The organism is Pseudaeromonas aegiceratis, from assembly GCF_046254905.1.
Lineage (GTDB): Bacteria > Pseudomonadota > Gammaproteobacteria > Enterobacterales > Aeromonadaceae > Pseudaeromonas > Pseudaeromonas aegiceratis.
Genome location: NZ_CP158016.1, coordinates 2746742 through 2760916, shown reverse-complemented (window position 1 = coordinate 2760916; position 14175 = coordinate 2746742). Strand labels below are relative to the sequence as shown.

13 protein-coding genes and 8 tRNA genes are annotated in these 14175 nt (G+C 65.1%); 3 read left to right on the top strand and 18 right to left on the bottom strand.

Translation table 11 applies throughout. The features are described from left to right. Positions 1-35: 35 nt before the first annotated feature. Positions 36-1466 carry a tRNA (N6-isopentenyl adenosine(37)-C2)-methylthiotransferase MiaB gene (gene miaB / locus ABHF91_RS13025; RefSeq protein ID WP_409420697.1) on the bottom strand — a complete coding sequence of 477 codons (1431 nt, stop codon included), beginning with the start codon at positions 1464-1466 and terminating at the stop codon, positions 36-38. A gap of 219 nt (positions 1467-1685) precedes the next feature. Here miaB and ABHF91_RS13020 point away from each other — a divergent pair, with 219 nt between their 5' ends. Then, positions 1686-2855, top strand: coding sequence for an FAD-dependent monooxygenase (locus ABHF91_RS13020; protein ID WP_409420696.1), 1170 nt, complete (start codon positions 1686-1688; stop codon positions 2853-2855). A gap of 15 nt (positions 2856-2870) precedes the next feature. On the opposite strand, the gene ABHF91_RS13015 is transcribed toward ABHF91_RS13020, so the two are convergent. The 9 genes from ABHF91_RS13015 to ABHF91_RS12975 form a co-directional block, all read right to left on the bottom strand. Further along, entirely contained in the window at positions 2871-3515 is a 645-nt protein-coding gene (locus ABHF91_RS13015) for a lytic transglycosylase domain-containing protein (protein WP_409420695.1), read from the bottom strand. A gap of 143 nt (positions 3516-3658) precedes the next feature. Beyond that, positions 3659-3742 (bottom strand) — tRNA-Leu (locus ABHF91_RS13010). A 6-nt stretch (positions 3743-3748) separates the two neighbouring features. Beyond that, positions 3749-3825 (bottom strand) — tRNA-Met (locus ABHF91_RS13005). 56 nt (positions 3826-3881) lie between these two features. Next, positions 3882-3956: transfer RNA gene (locus ABHF91_RS13000), tRNA-Gln, on the bottom strand. Positions 3957-3961: 5 nt separating this feature from the next. Further along, positions 3962-4038 (bottom strand) — tRNA-Met (locus ABHF91_RS12995). A 43-nt stretch (positions 4039-4081) separates the two neighbouring features. Then, positions 4082-4156, bottom strand: a tRNA-Gln gene (locus ABHF91_RS12990). Positions 4157-4175: 19 nt separating this feature from the next. Further along, positions 4176-4250, bottom strand: a tRNA-Gln gene (locus ABHF91_RS12985). Between the two features lie 40 nt (positions 4251-4290). Further along, positions 4291-4365, bottom strand: a tRNA-Gln gene (locus ABHF91_RS12980). 5 nt (positions 4366-4370) lie between these two features. Further along, a tRNA-Met gene (locus ABHF91_RS12975) sits at positions 4371-4447 on the bottom strand. Positions 4448-4659: 212 nt separating this feature from the next. Between ABHF91_RS12975 and ABHF91_RS12970 the strand changes: the two genes are divergently transcribed. Both ABHF91_RS12970 and ABHF91_RS12965 read left to right on the top strand, forming a co-directional pair. Next, positions 4660-5622 (top strand): potassium channel family protein, encoded by a 963-nt coding sequence (locus tag ABHF91_RS12970; RefSeq protein WP_409420694.1) that lies wholly within the window; start codon positions 4660-4662, stop codon positions 5620-5622. A gap of 102 nt (positions 5623-5724) precedes the next feature. Next, a complete protein-coding gene (locus tag ABHF91_RS12965; protein WP_409420693.1) occupies positions 5725-6141 on the top strand; it encodes an STAS/SEC14 domain-containing protein in 417 nt (138 codons plus the stop codon). A gap of 52 nt (positions 6142-6193) precedes the next feature. Here ABHF91_RS12965 and ABHF91_RS12960 read toward each other — a convergent pair whose 3' ends face one another. From ABHF91_RS12960 to ABHF91_RS12925, 8 genes are read right to left on the bottom strand one after another with little or no spacing between them, the layout of a single operon-like run. Further along, complete coding sequence (locus tag ABHF91_RS12960; RefSeq protein WP_409420692.1) at positions 6194-6667, bottom strand: DUF3465 domain-containing protein; 474 nt, start codon at positions 6665-6667, stop codon at positions 6194-6196. A 14-nt stretch (positions 6668-6681) separates the two neighbouring features. Beyond that, positions 6682-7170: a TlpA family protein disulfide reductase gene (locus tag ABHF91_RS12955; protein ID WP_409420691.1), complete on the bottom strand. Its 489-nt coding sequence runs from the start codon at positions 7168-7170 to the stop codon at positions 6682-6684. After that, the gene (locus tag ABHF91_RS12950) at positions 7151-7831 is read right to left on the bottom strand and encodes an ABC transporter ATP-binding protein (RefSeq protein ID WP_409420690.1); all 681 of its coding nucleotides are present in this window, start codon (positions 7829-7831) and stop codon (positions 7151-7153) included. The genes ABHF91_RS12955 and ABHF91_RS12950 overlap by 20 nt, the downstream gene beginning before the upstream one ends. 1 nt (position 7832) lies before the next feature. After that, on the bottom strand, positions 7833-8963 hold the full coding sequence (locus ABHF91_RS12945; RefSeq protein WP_409420689.1) for an ABC transporter permease: 1131 nt from the start codon (positions 8961-8963) through the stop codon (positions 7833-7835). Continuing rightward, entirely contained in the window at positions 8953-10230 is a 1278-nt protein-coding gene (locus tag ABHF91_RS12940; protein ID WP_409420688.1) for an ABC transporter permease, read from the bottom strand. The genes ABHF91_RS12945 and ABHF91_RS12940 overlap by 11 nt, the downstream gene beginning before the upstream one ends. Beyond that, positions 10230-11609, bottom strand: a complete 1380-nt coding sequence (locus tag ABHF91_RS12935) for a Fe-S-containing protein (RefSeq protein ID WP_409420687.1) — start codon at positions 11607-11609, stop codon at positions 10230-10232. Before ABHF91_RS12935 ends, ABHF91_RS12940 begins: the two co-directional genes overlap by 1 nt. 25 nt (positions 11610-11634) lie before the next feature. Next, entirely contained in the window at positions 11635-12153 is a 519-nt protein-coding gene (locus tag ABHF91_RS12930; protein WP_409420686.1) for an iron transporter, read from the bottom strand. Positions 12154-12188: 35 nt separating this feature from the next. After that, the gene (locus tag ABHF91_RS12925) at positions 12189-14087 is read right to left on the bottom strand and encodes an FTR1 family protein (RefSeq protein WP_409420685.1); all 1899 of its coding nucleotides are present in this window, start codon (positions 14085-14087) and stop codon (positions 12189-12191) included. Between the last annotated feature and the right edge of the window lie 88 nt (positions 14088-14175).

Genomic DNA, 14175 nt, shown 5'->3' with positions numbered 1-14175 from the left:
TTTAAGTGGCGACCCGGCCGGGTCGCCCACGGGCATCAGGGACGGAAGGTGGCCACACCCAGATCATCGGCCACGCCATCGGGGCGGCGGGCCAGGATCTGGGCCGGGCGCACGCTCTGGCGCAGGTTCATCTGGGCCTCGGTTCGCAGCAGGGTGGCGCGCAGGGAGTGGGGCAGCACCTCCGTGATGGTCACGTCCACAAACTGGCCGATGAGATCCGGCGTACCGTCAAAGTTTACCACCCGGTTGTTCTCGGTGCGGCCACGCAGCTGCATGGGATCCTGCTTGGAGGGGCCCTCCACCAGGATGCGCTGCTCGGTGCCGTGCATCTGCCGGCTGATCTGCTGGGCATGGCTGTTGTTGAGCTGCTGCAAGCGGTACAGGCGATCCTTCTTCACCTCCATGGGCACGTCGTCCGGCATGTCGGCCGCCGGGGTGCCGGGGCGCGGGCTGAAGATGAAGCTGAAGCTGACATCGAACTGGATCTCTTCGATGAGTCGCATGGTCTTGTCGAAGTCCTCGTCGGTCTCGTTGGGGAAGCCGACGATGAAGTCCGAGCTGATGGTGATGTCCGGCCGGGCGGCGCGCAGCTTGCGGATCTTGGACTTGTACTCCAGGGCGGTATGGGGCCGCTTCATCATGGTGAGGATGCGATCCGAGCCGCTTTGCACCGGCAGGTGCAGGAAGCTGACCAGCTCGGGGGTGTCCTTGTACACCTCTATGATGTCATCGGTGAATTCGATGGGATGGCTGGTGGTGTAGCGGATGCGGTCGATGCCGTCGATGGCCGCCACCAGGCGCAGCAGCTGGGCGAAGCTGCAGAGGTTGCCGTCATGGGTGGCACCGCGATAGGCGTTGACGTTCTGCCCCAGCAGGTTGACCTCCCGGACCCCCTGCTCCGCCAGTTGCGCTATCTCGAACAGCACGTCGTCCAGCGGCCGGCTCACCTCTTCACCGCGGGTGTAGGGCACCACGCAGTAGCTGCAGTACTTCGAACAGCCTTCCATGATGGAGACGAAGGCGGTGGGGCCTTCGGCCCGCGGCTCCGGCAGGCGGTCGAACTTCTCGATCTCCGGGAAGGAGACGTCCACCTGGGCGCCGTTGCCCTCGTGTACCTTCTTGATCATCTCCGGCAGGCGGTGCAGGGTCTGGGGGCCGAACACCACGTCGACGATGGGGGCGCGGGTACGGATGGCGTCCCCTTCCTGGGAGGCGACACAGCCCCCCACGGCGATCACCAGCTGGGGCTTGGCCTTCTTCAACTCCTTCCAGCGGCCCAGCTGATGGAACAGCTTTTCCTGGGCCTTTTCGCGGATGGAACAGGTGTTGAGCACCAGCACGTCGGCCTCTTCGGCCAGGTCGGTGGCGGTGTAGCCGTGGGCGCTGCCTAACAGATCGGCCATCTTGGACGAGTCGTACTCGTTCATCTGACAGCCCCAGGTCTTGATGTGGACTTTTTTGCTCATCGTAACTCTTGTGGTTCGTGTTGCTCGCGGACGGTGTCAAGGTCGGCCAGGGCCGGCGTTTTGGACCGAGTATTCTACTCCCTCTGCGGGGGGCTGACCAGTTAACAACCAGCCCGCATTTTGTGTGGGTTTGCCGCCCCGAGCTGGGGGTGGTGACGGCTTTGGGCTAGAATGGCCTGCCTGTTTTACGGTTAACGCATCCCACGCCAAGGAGTCGCCATGGGCCAGTCCCTCCCCCAGTTTGATTTTGCCATCGTCGGCGGTGGCATGGTGGGGGCCTGTGCCGCCGCCTTGCTGGCCTCGGACGGACACAGGGTGGCCCTGCTGGAGCAGGCCGAGCCCGTGGCGTTTGCCCCGGAACAGCCGCTGGATGTGCGGGTGTCGGCCCTCAGCGTCGCCTCGGTGCGCCTGCTGGAGCAGGTGGGGGCCTGGGGGCGGATCCTGGCCATGCGGGCGCTGCCCTACACGGGGCTGGAGACCTGGGAGTGGCCAGGTCTGGGGGTGCGGTTTGACGCCGCCGAGCTGGGGCTCAGCGAGTTGGGTCATTTCGTGGAGAACCGGTTGGTGCAGCTGGGGCTGTGGCAGAGCCTGGACGAGATGCCCTCGGTGACCCGCTTCTGTCCGGCGCAACTGGTGGCGCTGGCGCAGACGGAAGAGGCTGTGACCCTGAGTCTGGCCGATGGCCAGCAGTTGCAGGCGCGCTGGCTGCTGGGGGCCGATGGCGCCCACTCCCAGGTGCGCCGGCTGGCCCAGATTGGCCTCAGCCAATTCGACTACCGGCAGGCCTGTCTGCTGGCCACGGTCAAGCTGCATCAGGCGGTGGAACCGGTCACCTGGCAGCAGTTCACGCCGGCGGGTCCCCGGGCCCTGCTGCCCCTGCCGGAGGATCACGCCTCCTTGGTCTGGTACGACAGCCCGGCGCGCATCGCCGAGCTGGCGGCCTTATCGGTCGATGGGCTGGCGGCCCAGATCCGCGCGCATTTTCCCGACCGGCTGCCGGCTTTCACCCTGCAGCGCTGGGGGCAGTTCCCCTTGAGCCGACGGCACGCGCTGCACTACGGGGCGGGTCGGGTGCTGCTGTTGGGGGATGCGGCCCACACCATACATCCCCTGGCGGGGCAGGGGGTGAACCTGGGATTCAAGGATGTGGCCTGCCTGTGTCAGCTGGTGCAACAGCTGGGGACGGATGGGGAGGGCACGCTGCTGGCGCGTTATCAGGCCGCCCGACGGCGGGATGTGACCCTGATGCAATCGGCCATGGATCTCTTCTACCTGGGCTTTTCCAACGAGCTGGCCCCCCTCAAGCTGTTACGCAACCTGGGGCTGCTGGCGGCCCAGCACGGCGGGCCGGCCAAGCGGCGGGCCCTGCGCTACGCCCTGGGGCTCTGAGCCGTCTTGTGAGGTTCAGCCCTGCTGGGCGGTGAGCACCTGCTTGTAGCGTTGATACAACAGCTGAACCCGCTGCACATAGGTGCGGGTCTCGGCATAGGGCGGCACGCCCTTGTGCTTGGTGACCGCCGTGGGGCCGGCGTTGTAGGCGGCGGTGGCCAGGGTGATGTCGCCGTTGAACTGCTCCAGCAGGCGGGAGAGGTACTCGGTGCCGCCGAAGATGTTCTGCTGCACGTTCAGGGGGTCCGTCACCCCCAGCTCCCGGGCGGTACCCGGCATCAGCTGGGTCAGCCCCTTGGCCCCCTTGCGGGACACGGCCCAGGGGTTGAAGGCGGACTCGGCGTGGATCAGGGCGCGGATGAGCGCCGGCTCCACCCGATAGGTCTTGGCCGCCGCTTGTATGGTCTCGTGAAACTCGCTGACAAACAGGCCGGTGTGCTGCCAGTCTACCTTGGAGTGCACGTCACAGGCGTAGCAGACGTCAAACACCAGGGTCTCGTAGCTGCTGTCCATGGGCATGGTGTCGGAGTAGAGCACCACGCCGTCGCTCTGCACCGATTTGTACACCTGGATCTGCTGCCGCGTGCCCGGCTCAGGCTGGGCCGCCCACAGGGCAGGGCTCAGGCTCAGGGGCAGCAGCAGCAGGGGAAGAAAACGCACCGTCAAGTTCTCCATACAAACGGGAGCCGCTAGGGTAAAACATAGGACCGGCGGAGAAAAACCGGGGAGGCGACTCTGTGATCCTGATAGCGTATCGGCCGGAGTGGCCAGGACTTGATGGCAATGGCTGGTAAAGGAAGAGATGGTGCGGGAGGAGAGACTTGAACTCTCACGCCTAGGGCGCCAGAACCTAAATCTGGTGCGTCTACCAATTTCGCCACTCCCGCGAGAAGTGGTGGCTATGACGGGATTCGAACCTGTGACCCCCGCATTATGAGTGCGATGCTCTAACCAACTGAGCTACATAGCCAGAAACAAAAAAACCGTCTTGCGACGGCCTGTTGGGGCCAGGCCCCAAGAGCAATATGGCTGGGGTACTAGGATTCGAACCTAGGAGTGGCGGGATCAGAACCCGCTGCCTTACCGCTTGGCTATACCCCAGAAGATGGTGGCTATGACGGGATTCGAACCTGTGACCCCCGCATTATGAGTGCGATGCTCTAACCAACTGAGCTACATAGCCAACAAAAAAGGGTTTGCGTACCATAGCTCCCTACGGGAGTAGATGGCTGGGGTACTAGGATTCGAACCTAGGAATGGCGGGATCAGAACCCGCTGCCTTACCGCTTGGCTATACCCCATCCGCAGGGCGTCGAAAATTGGCTGGGGTACTAGGATTCGAACCTAGGAATGGCGGGATCAAAACCCGCTGCCTTACCGCTTGGCGATACCCCATCCGTGTATTTCGACCACAGTATTGAGAATAAACAGTGAATGGCTGGGGTACTAGGATTCGAACCTAGGAATGGCGGGATCAAAACCCGCTGCCTTACCGCTTGGCGATACCCCAGAAGATGGTGGCTATGACGGGATTCGAACCTGTGACCCCCGCATTATGAGTGCGATGCTCTAACCAACTGAGCTACATAGCCGACACTATTTACCGCAGGACGGTAGCCCGTCCAACTGTGCGGGCGAATTATGCGGATCTGCCCCCCAGGCGTCAACCCCTTTTTCCCTGCGCTCATGCCGCCTGTCGAAGATTTGGTCGGGGATTTGCGCTATGGTATGAAAATTAAGCCCAACCTGCTGAAAACGCGCATATTTCAATCAAACTTAGGCACATTTAACCCTGGAGGCAGCCATGACGCGGCGTCAGTCCTGTTACCGGATCCTGTTCGGCGGTGCGGATCCCAGTCGATTCTTTCCTTTATATAACGGCGTGATGGGGCTGCTGGTGTTGTTGTGCATCGGCGGCAGCTTCTGGCGCGGTCGGGGCATGGGGGAGTTGACCCTGGCCATCTTCGGGGTGTTTGCCCTGGATTACGCCCTGCGGCTGTGGAGCTGTGTGGAGCGGGACATCTCGGCGTCACCGGCGCGGCTGCGCTGGCGCTATGCCCTGAGCCCCCTGGGTCTGCTGGATCTGCTCTCCTTTCTGCCGGGGTTTGTCTCCTTCTTGTTGCCGCTGAACCTGCACTTCCTGCGGCTGGTGCGCATCCTGGTGCTGTTCAAGGTGCTGCTACGCATGCGCACCCTGGACATCTTCCTGCGGGTGTTGCGCAAGGAGGCCATGACCCTACTGCTGATGATCGCCACCGTTCTGGTGCTCATCCTGATGGCGGGTGTCGGCATCCTCTCGCTGGAGCAGGAGGCGCAGCCTGAGATGTTTGCCTCCTTGGCCGATGCCATGTGGTGGGCTCTGGTGACCATGACGACCGTGGGCTATGGCGACATGTATCCGGTGACCCTGGGCGGCCGGGTGCTGGCGGGGGCCATCATGCTGTTGGGGGTGGGGACAGTTGCCCTGCCGGCCGGTCTGTTGGCGGCGGCCTTCAGCGACGAGCTGGCCCGCGAGCGGGAGATCCGACGCAACCGGGCCGCGCTGGCCCTGCAACAGGGCCAGCTGCCCTGGCGGGTACGCCGCAGCCTGCTGGTGCTCAGCCAGCATCTGCAGCTGCCCCCCGAGGAACTGCTTGAGACCCTGACGGCACCGTCGGCTGGGAACACGTCGGCCGCCGAGCCCGAGACGGCGACAGCGGCCGGTACACCGCCCTGGGCCTACTGTCCCCACTGTGGTGAGGCGCTGCCCAGCCACGAGGTGGGTTGAGCGGGCCGCGCAGCGGCGGCTGGTGGGTGGTGCAGGCGCCGTGACCCGGGGTAACATCGCCGGAGGATGCGGGTGTTTGACGGCTCGGGCGACAGGAGAGATATGATGCAGGAGCATGCCCATGGGCAGTATGAGATCCAGTGGTCGGGCAATCTGTGCCGGATTTGGCTGCGTGGCCCCTTCAATGAGCCGGGGGCGGAGGCCCTGATCCAGCAGATCCGCCTGGGCTGGCAGCGGCAGGGAGCGCCGACTGCCTGGGCCGAGCTGGTGGATCTCAGCGGCTGGGAGGGGCGGACGCCGGACTCCAACGACGTGTTCAATGCCGGCCAGGAGTGGGTGCATCAGCATGGCCTGCGGGCCCTGGCCATGGTCACCAACAACCGCGCCGCCCGGCTGCTGGTGGAAATTTCCCGCTCCCAGCATCCCCTGCTGCTGCAACGCGACGATCTGCCGGTGGCCTATTTTGATGACGCGGACGCTGCCTTGGCCTGGCTCGCTGGATTAGGCTTTACGCGGTAGCGCCGCAAGGCGCCTTCATTTCTACGCCGCTCCCAGGGGCGCGGCGCCATCCTCAAAAATAGTTGGTATGGCCCTGGCGTAGCCAACCATCGGCTCCGGGGCCGGTATAAGTCCCGCGCAGTTCACCGCCCTCGGGCGTCCAGAAATAGCGCCCGCGGATCAGCAGCTCCTGGCCCTTGGCCAGTTTGGGTGTCGGCTTGCCGGCCTGGATGCGGTGGGCAATGGTCAGGCGCTGGTGGTTGAGCAGCTTGACCGTGAAGTGTTGCACCGGCTCGCCCTCTTCCTGGCTGTCGGGGGCCAGCTCGGTGATCCAGCCCACCACCACAAACGGCAGATCCTGCCCCTTGTCCCGCATGGCCCGCTCCAACTCGCTCAGCTTGCTGGGGTGGGTGGCGGAGGTCATGGCATCCACCAGCACATCATGGGTCTGGGCCGGGGCCTGTTTCAGCCAGTCGGTCCCCAGGGCCAGCAGGCCCAGCAGCGTCAGGCCGACGAGGCCTGCCAGGTGGCGCTTCTTGATCTTCATCCGGTTCCCTCCGGTTAGCTGAGATAGGGTTGCAACAGGGCCGCCAGGCTGTGATGGCCCTGGGCGCCCACCTGACGACGCAGCAGGCGTCCTTCCGGGTCCAGCAGGTAGGCCGAGGGGGTACCCTGCAGTTCATAGCGTTCGCTGCTGATGCCCAGCTGATCCCGCACCAGCGGGAAGTGCAAATCCAGCTGCGCCTGCAGTTGGCGAATGCGTGCCACATCGGCATCCGTGTTCACCCCCACCACCACCAGGCGATCGCCGTGCTGGCGATAGAGGGCATCCAGACCGGGCAGCTCCTGCAGGCAGCCGCCACAGCTGTCAGACCAGAACACCAGATAGACATACTTGCCGCGCCATTGGGCCAGATCCACCGGCTGATCGTCCAGGGTCAGGGCGCCCAGGGGTGGGGCGATTTCGCCCTCTTGCAGCCTGGGGGCCTCGCCACAGGCGCTGAGGAGCAGCAGGCAGAGACCGGCTAATTTAAGCCACCACGGGCCCATAGGCCACCTCCTCCTGTATCAGATGACCGTGCTGCAACCGGATGACCCGATCCGCCATGGCCCCCAGCTCCGGATTGTGGGTCACCATGACGATGGTGTGGCCGGCGCTGTGCAGCTGTTGCAACAGCCCCAGCACCAGCTGCTCGTTCTGCTCGTCCAGGTTGCCGGTGGGTTCGTCGGCAAACAGGATGTCTGGGGCGTTCACCAGGGCACGGGCGATGCACACCCGCTGCTGCTCGCCGCCGGAGAGCTGCCGCGGCAGGTGATCCATGCGGTGCTCCAGTCCCACCTGGGCCAGCACGGCCCGTGCCGCGGCCTCGTCCACCACGCTGTGGTAGTGCTGGGCCAGCATGACGTTCTCCAGGGCGCTCAGGTAGGGGATGAGGTGAAACTGCTGGAACACCAGGCCCATGCGGTCGGCGCGAAAGCGGCGGCGCTGATCCTCGTCGAAGGAGCTGGCGTCCACGCCACCCAGCAGCAACTGGCCGTCGCTCAGGGTGTCCATGCAGGTGAGCAGGTTCATCAGGGTGGACTTGCCGGAGCCGGAGGCCCCCATGATGGCGACAAACTCCCCCTGCCGGATCTGCAGATTGATGCCGTTCAGAGCCGTCACCTTGCCGAAGTGTTTGCTCAGTTGGCGGGTTTCGATTACCAGGCTCACGTTATTCTCCTTTGAGGACCCGGGCGGGTTCCAGGGCCAGGGCGCGCCGCACCGGCATCACGGTGGCCAGGGCGGCCACCAGCAGGCTGATGCCCAGGGTCAGGGGCAGCACGGGCCAGCGCAGGCCTATGTTGGATGAAAACACCGTCTGGCCCAGCAGCTGTGCCAGCAGGGCACCGCCCAGCAGGCCGGCCAGGGCCGCCACCGCTGCCACCAGCAGGGTCTCGGCCAGGATCTGGCGCAGTATCGCCTGACGGCTGGCCCCCAGGGCCTTTTGCAGGGCGAACTCCCTGGCCCGTTCGCCGATGAGGGCCATCAGGGTGGTGTTCACGCACAGGGTGGAGAGCAGCAGTATCACCACGCAGATGAGGCCCATCAGCCCCTGGATCTTGAACAGCACGGCCCCCTCGTTGGCGGACACCTTGCGGATGGGCCGCACCGCCAGTGCCGGGAACTGCTGCTGCAACCGGGCGGCGATGGATTCCACCTGGCCTTGCTGGTTATCCAGGCTCAGCAGGCCGTGGCTCAGGCGATGGGGACTGTCCAGCCAGCGCTGGGCCAGGGCCAGGTTGACGATCAGGTAGTAGTCGGTGCTGTCGCCGGACTCGACGATGCCCTTGATCACCAGATCCTGGCGCTGGTTGCCCTTCACCAGGGTGACGGTATCCCCGGGCTTGAGCTCCAGCCGCTGAGCCAGCTTCTTGCCCAGCATGGCGTGGCGCTCATCAAAGCTTACCGCCAGCCGTTCCCCCTGGATCTGCCAGTAGGGGGCCAGATCCGCCATGGACTCCAGGTTGGCGCCCATCAGCATCACGGACTCCTGCTGCAGCCGGGCCATGCCGTAGACAAAGCCGCCGGCCGCCAGCCGGCTGGCGGGGGGAAGAGCCTGATTCAGGGCCTGCCAGCTGGGTTCATCCAGTACCCGACCGGCTTGGGGACCCACGTAGAGGTTGGCGCCGAAGGTACGCAGCTCCCGGCTCATCTTGGCGTCTATATCCAGGTAGATGGCCCCCAAGGCACAGATGATCACGGCCCCCACCCAGAGGGCCAGGAACATCACCAGCATGCGGGAGCGCCGGGTCCAGAGGGCGCGGCTGACCAGGCGCCAGAACAGGGGATGGCTAGCGGCCATGCAGCACCTCCACCGGATAGAGGCGGGCGATCTGCCGCGCCGGGAACCAGGTGCCCAGCAGGGCGATGACCATGGAGAGCAGCACCACCACGGGCACGACGAGGAGGTTGAAGGCGAGGGGGGTGCCGAACAGGCTCTGGCCGATGAGCCAGGCGCAGCCGCTGCCCGCCAGACAGCCCAGCAGGCCGCCCAACAGGCCGCTCAGGGCCGCCTCGGCATAAAACAGCAGGCCAATCTGCCATAGCTCGGCGCCCAGGGCCTTCATCAGGCCGATCTCCTTGGCCCGCTCCAGCAGGTTGCTGGTCATCAGGGAGGCGATGCCCATGGCGGCGGCCAGCAGGGCCACCAGGGTCACCACCGCCAGCAGCAGCTGGATCTTCTGGATCACCACGCCTTCGGAGGCGGCCACCTGCCAGATGGGCCGCACGGCGCTGCCGGACAGGGCGTCTTCCAGCTGATGGGCGATGGAGGAGACGTAGGCGGTGCAGTACCAGAGGTCATACTCTTCGGCACTCAGGGCGTCCATGTCCTCCCGCGCCTTGCGGGACAGGCTGTTCTCCGGCACCGTCAGGGCGGAGACCCGCACCCGATCCACCTGTTGGGGGCGGCCCAGCAGCTGCTGGGCGAAGGCCAGGGGCAGCAGCAGCTGTTCATCCTCCTTGCCGCCGCTGTGCAGCAGCCCCACCAGGGTGAAGGCGTGACTGCCGGCGGGGCCGGCCAGGGTCAGCTGTTCACCGACCTGCCAGTGCAGCCGGCTGGCCAGGGCCTGGCCCACCAGCAGCTGGGGCTGGGCATCCTGCGGCCAGGCGCCCTGCACCTGCCAATAGGGGCTGATGCTGCGCTGACCCGTGTGGTAGTCCGGCTCGTCCGGCACGGCGATGGGCTGGTCGAAGAAGGTGCCCAGCACCGGCAGCCGCTGGCCTTGCCAGATCAGCTCGCCGTCCAGCTCGGGGGCGAAGCCCATGATGTTGTTGCGCCAGAAGATGTCCTTGATGTTGGGCAGCTCCCGTTCATCCAGGGCGTCCTGGTTGGCCAGGCTGACGGTGACCGACTCCCCCAGCAGCTGGGGCAGCAGGCTACGGCTGGCCGGCTCGATCAGTATGTTGGCGCCGTAGCTCTTGAGCTCCCGGGCCATCTTGTCGCCGATATCCAATGACACCGCCAGCAGGGCCGAGACCAGGGTGGCCGCCAGAAAGATGGTGATGACCGCCAGCAGACGCCGTCTGTGTTGCCGGCGCCAGGATTGCAGGATTAGACGACCGAGCATCAGGGCGCCTCCTGTTTGAGGTAAGCGGCCGGATCTGCCTCGAAGGCATCCAGGTGCGCCTGCTGGGTGAAGAAGTAGGTGTGATCCCCCACTGTGGTGCGGTGGGGGGCGTCCAGGTTGGAGAGGGTCTCGCCGCTGACGGGATCCGTCACCTGGCGGGCCACCACGGCACTGAACAGGGTGGCGCCCGGCTGCAGTACGCTGGCCGGCAGCACCAGGGCCTCGGTTGCGCCTTCTCCCTCCAGGCGCCAGCCTTCGATGGGCACGGGGTTACAGCCACCGGCCTTGCCAATGGAGGGAATGAAGATATGCACGCCGCAGGCGACGCAGATCACCTGGTTGCCTTCCTGCACATAGCCCTGATCGCCGCACAACAGGCAGGCGTCGAACACCACCCCCAGCTTGAGTTGATCCGGATAACGGTTGATGACGAAGAAACGGATCACCTTGCCTTCGTCGTTGACCCAGGCGAAGCGATGCAGGTTGCCATCCCGCACCTGGCTCACCGGGATGCGCACCTCATCCTGGGCATTTAGCGCTACCGGCTGGGCGGCGGAGAGACCCGGCGGCTGGGAGGCCACCAGGTGCCAGTAGAGGGCGGGCAGCAGGGCCATGGGCAGCAGGACCAGCAGGCCGACACACCAGCGGCGGGCCTGACGGCTGGCGGCCAGGGCCTTGCGTCTGTCGTTGCCCGGGGCGCTGAGGCCCAGGGCCTGACGACGGGGCCACCACCACAGCCGCAAGGCGGCCAGGGCCAGGGCGGCCAGCAGCAACAAGGCCCAGTAGGGCAGTCGTTCGCTCAGATCCATGCTCTTGGCGATGTAGCTCAGCAGGCTGCCCTGCATGGGCAGGATCTGCAGCTTGATGAGGCTAAGCAGCAAGGCACCGGAAAGGGGCAGCAGGTAGCCGGCCAGCAAGAGTCCCAGCAGCGGCCAGCGCAGGCCTGGCAGGGCCGTCACCAGGGCGCGGGCACACCAGGCCAGCAGGCCTGTGATGAGCAGGCCGCCCAGCAGGGCGCCCAGATTCAGCAGCAAACTGGAGTTGACCACGGCGGTGGCGGTGAAATTCTGGATGCGGGGATCCCGCACAAACCACAGGCCGGCCAGGGCGGCCAGCAGCAGGGCAAAGGGCAGCAGGCCGCGCCCGGGGGCGCGCCACTGCAGCAACAGATAGAGCAGGGGCAGCATGAGCCCCGTCAGGTGCAGGGCCAGCAGCGGCCATTGTCCGGCCGGCAACTGGCTACCCAGCAGACCCCCGGCCAGCAGGCCCAGCAACAAGGCCGGCCCAAGGCGGGCCGGCAGACGTGGGGCTGGCGTCAGGGCCAGCCAGAGGGCCGGGTACAGGCCGACCAACAAGACAGCAAAGAAGAAGTAGCTCATGGGTGCTGGTCAGCCTATCTCGGTCTTACAGGCCGGCGTACTTGAAGTCGTAGCTGACTTCAAACGGCTTCCACCAGCGGCCGACACCGGTCTCGGCGTCGGTATGGCGGTGCAGACCGGCCTTTGACGGCGGCTCGATGCGGTAGGTTACCTGATAGTTACCCACCCCCATCATCTTGATGTTGGCGCCATAGTGGGGGCCATCCCCGGCCACCATGGGCATGAAGGTGCCGGTCTGGGTCTTGCCGGTGTCCTTGTTGGTCAGGGTGTAATTGATGGTCAGATAGGGGATCCACTCACCGGCGCCGAAGCCGTTGGGGTTGCCTTCCACCGCATGGATATCGGCTTCCAGGTGAATGTCGGCCTGGGCGGCAGGCAGCCCCATGCCACGGGGTTCCATGTCGATGGGCTGCAGGTAGACGGCGGCCAGCTCCATGCTGTTCAGGGTCACAGGCTCACCGGCCGGATGTTCTTCGAAGGCCATGGCCGCCGGGGCGGTCAGGATGCCGGTGCACAGCAGGGCGAGGAGGGCGCGGTTGTTCATGAGCAATTTCCTTATGTCAGTGTGTGAGTCAAAAATCAGGCGGCCACCAGGGCCTTAGGCTGCTTGAGGCGCCAGAGGGCGAACAGGGCGGCCAGCAGCAGGATGGCCTGGGGCAGCAGGGTCTCGGCGTAGGGATAGATGCCCAGCCAGCTCAGCTCCGGCACCCCGGGCAACAGGCTGGGCTGGAACAGCTTGCCTTCGATGAGTTCCAGCACCCCTTTGCCGGCGAACACGAAGGCCATCAGGTACATGAAGCCGCCGGTGAAGATGAAGAAGGGCTTCAAGGGCAGGCGCACCACGCTGTAGCGCATCAGCAGGTAGAGGATGCCCAGGGCCACGGCGCCCACCAGCATGCCCACCAGCACGGCCGACACCGCCACGGGCTCCTTGGCCTCCGCCAGCAGGGCGTAATAGAAGAGCACGGTTTCGGCGCCTTCCCGGTAGACGGCGAGGAAGCTGGTGAGCCAGAGCCCCCACATGGAGCCCTTGTTCAGGGAGTGATTGATGCGCCCCTGCAGGTAGGCCTTCCAGTGGGCGGCCTCCACCTTGGAGAGCAGCCAGTAGCTCATCCCAAACAGCATTACGACGGCGATCAGCATGGTGATGCCTTCCAGCAGCTCCCGGCTGGCGCCGGAACCGGCAAACAGCCACTGGAACAGGGCGGCGGTCACCAGGCTGGCCAGCAGTGCCATCCAGACCGACTGGCGGATCACCGGCAGCTTGTCGGCCTGATCGTTCTTGATGAGGTAGGCGATGATGGCGGCGACGATGAGCAGCGCCTCCAGCCCTTCCCGCAGCAGGATCAGCAGGCTGGTGATGAACAGGCCCCAGTGACTGCTACTGCCCTGTTGCAGGCGATCCACCCCCAGTTGCAGATCCGCCAGCAAGGCCGCTTGGGTCTGCTGCAGGGCGGACTGAGGCTGACCGGCCTTCATCTGGCTGACCAAGCGGGTGAAATGGCCTTCCACCTGGGCCTTGAAGGCGCTGTCTGCGGCCCCCAGGCGATTCTCCATGCCGCTGGCCTCGAACAGATCGAAATAGGCGTCCTGCACCGCCAGCATGGCCTCGTCAGGCTTGCCGTCCTGGTACTGCGCCAAGGCGGCGGTCACGGCCTGGTCGATCTGCTGACGCACCTGGGCCCAGTCCTGCTGGGGCGCGGCGGCACTGGCCTGTTGTTCGGCTGGCGCTTGCTGATCTGCCGGCAGCGGCAGGTTGGGCAGCTGATCCCCCAGATCCTGCAGCAGGGTCGTCACCTGATAGGCCAGCTCATTGAGCTGATCCGGTTGACCGGCCAGGCTGATGAGGCGGCTGAACTGGGCGTTGATGTCCGCCGCGGCCTTGGCCGAGACACTCAGGCGCAGCTGGGTCTCCAGCTCGCTGTTCTTGAAGCCGCGGTACTGGGCCTGCTGCACAGTGGCACTGGCCTGGGCAAAGTCCCCTTGTTGATAGAGCTGCAGTGCCTGGGCCAGGGTGTCATCGGTGATCTGGAACTGCTGCTGCCAGTAGGGGGCGACCTTGGCATCGTAGCCGTCGTGTGATTGCTGCGCCGTCAGGGTATGGCCCCCTTCGAGCTGAGGCAGCACATCGGTCAGCTCCTGCTTGAAGGCGGCAACCTGTTGCTGCACCTGGGGCAGGGGCGTATCGCTGCCCATCAACTGGCGCAAGGCGGTGAACTGGGATTCCATCTCGTAGCTGCGCTGGGCGGACAGATTGATGCGGATGGGGCCTTCCAGGTTCTCGAACACCTCGAAGTAGGCCAGCTGCACCGTCTTGCGGGCCGTCTGGCTATCCCCTTGGGCGTAGCTGGCCAGCGCCTGATCCAGCCGTTGCTGGATATCCTGTACCCAGGCCTGATAGTGGGTTTCCGCCGCCCGCAGCGGTAAGGCCAGCCACAACGCAAGCAGACACAACAGAAGCAGAGGACGACGGTTCATAATTGGAATACTAATGCAAATAGTTATCAATAAGCTGATAGTAACCGCGTATGACAGAGGTCACAAGACGCAATTCGGGAAATCTGCG

Coding starts and splice junctions, on each gene's coding strand:
- ABHF91_RS12955 (WP_409420691.1), bottom strand. CDS start 7,170: ATGGGCCCGTGGTGGCTTAAATTAGCCGGTCTCTGCCTGCTGCTCCTC.
- miaB (WP_409420697.1), bottom strand. CDS start 1,466: ATGAGCAAAAAAGTCCACATCAAGACCTGGGGCTGTCAGATGAACGAG.
- ABHF91_RS13020 (WP_409420696.1), top strand. CDS start 1,686: ATGGGCCAGTCCCTCCCCCAGTTTGATTTTGCCATCGTCGGCGGTGGC.
- ABHF91_RS12925 (WP_409420685.1), bottom strand. CDS start 14,087: ATGAACCGTCGTCCTCTGCTTCTGTTGTGTCTGCTTGCGTTGTGGCTG.
- ABHF91_RS12960 (WP_409420692.1), bottom strand. CDS start 6,667: ATGAAGATCAAGAAGCGCCACCTGGCAGGCCTCGTCGGCCTGACGCTG.
- ABHF91_RS12935 (WP_409420687.1), bottom strand. CDS start 11,609: ATGAGCTACTTCTTCTTTGCTGTCTTGTTGGTCGGCCTGTACCCGGCC.
- ABHF91_RS12970 (WP_409420694.1), top strand. CDS start 4,660: ATGACGCGGCGTCAGTCCTGTTACCGGATCCTGTTCGGCGGTGCGGAT.
- ABHF91_RS12930 (WP_409420686.1), bottom strand. CDS start 12,153: ATGAACAACCGCGCCCTCCTCGCCCTGCTGTGCACCGGCATCCTGACC.
- ABHF91_RS12940 (WP_409420688.1), bottom strand. CDS start 10,230: ATGCTCGGTCGTCTAATCCTGCAATCCTGGCGCCGGCAACACAGACGG.
- ABHF91_RS12965 (WP_409420693.1), top strand. CDS start 5,725: ATGATGCAGGAGCATGCCCATGGGCAGTATGAGATCCAGTGGTCGGGC.
- ABHF91_RS12945 (WP_409420689.1), bottom strand. CDS start 8,963: ATGGCCGCTAGCCATCCCCTGTTCTGGCGCCTGGTCAGCCGCGCCCTC.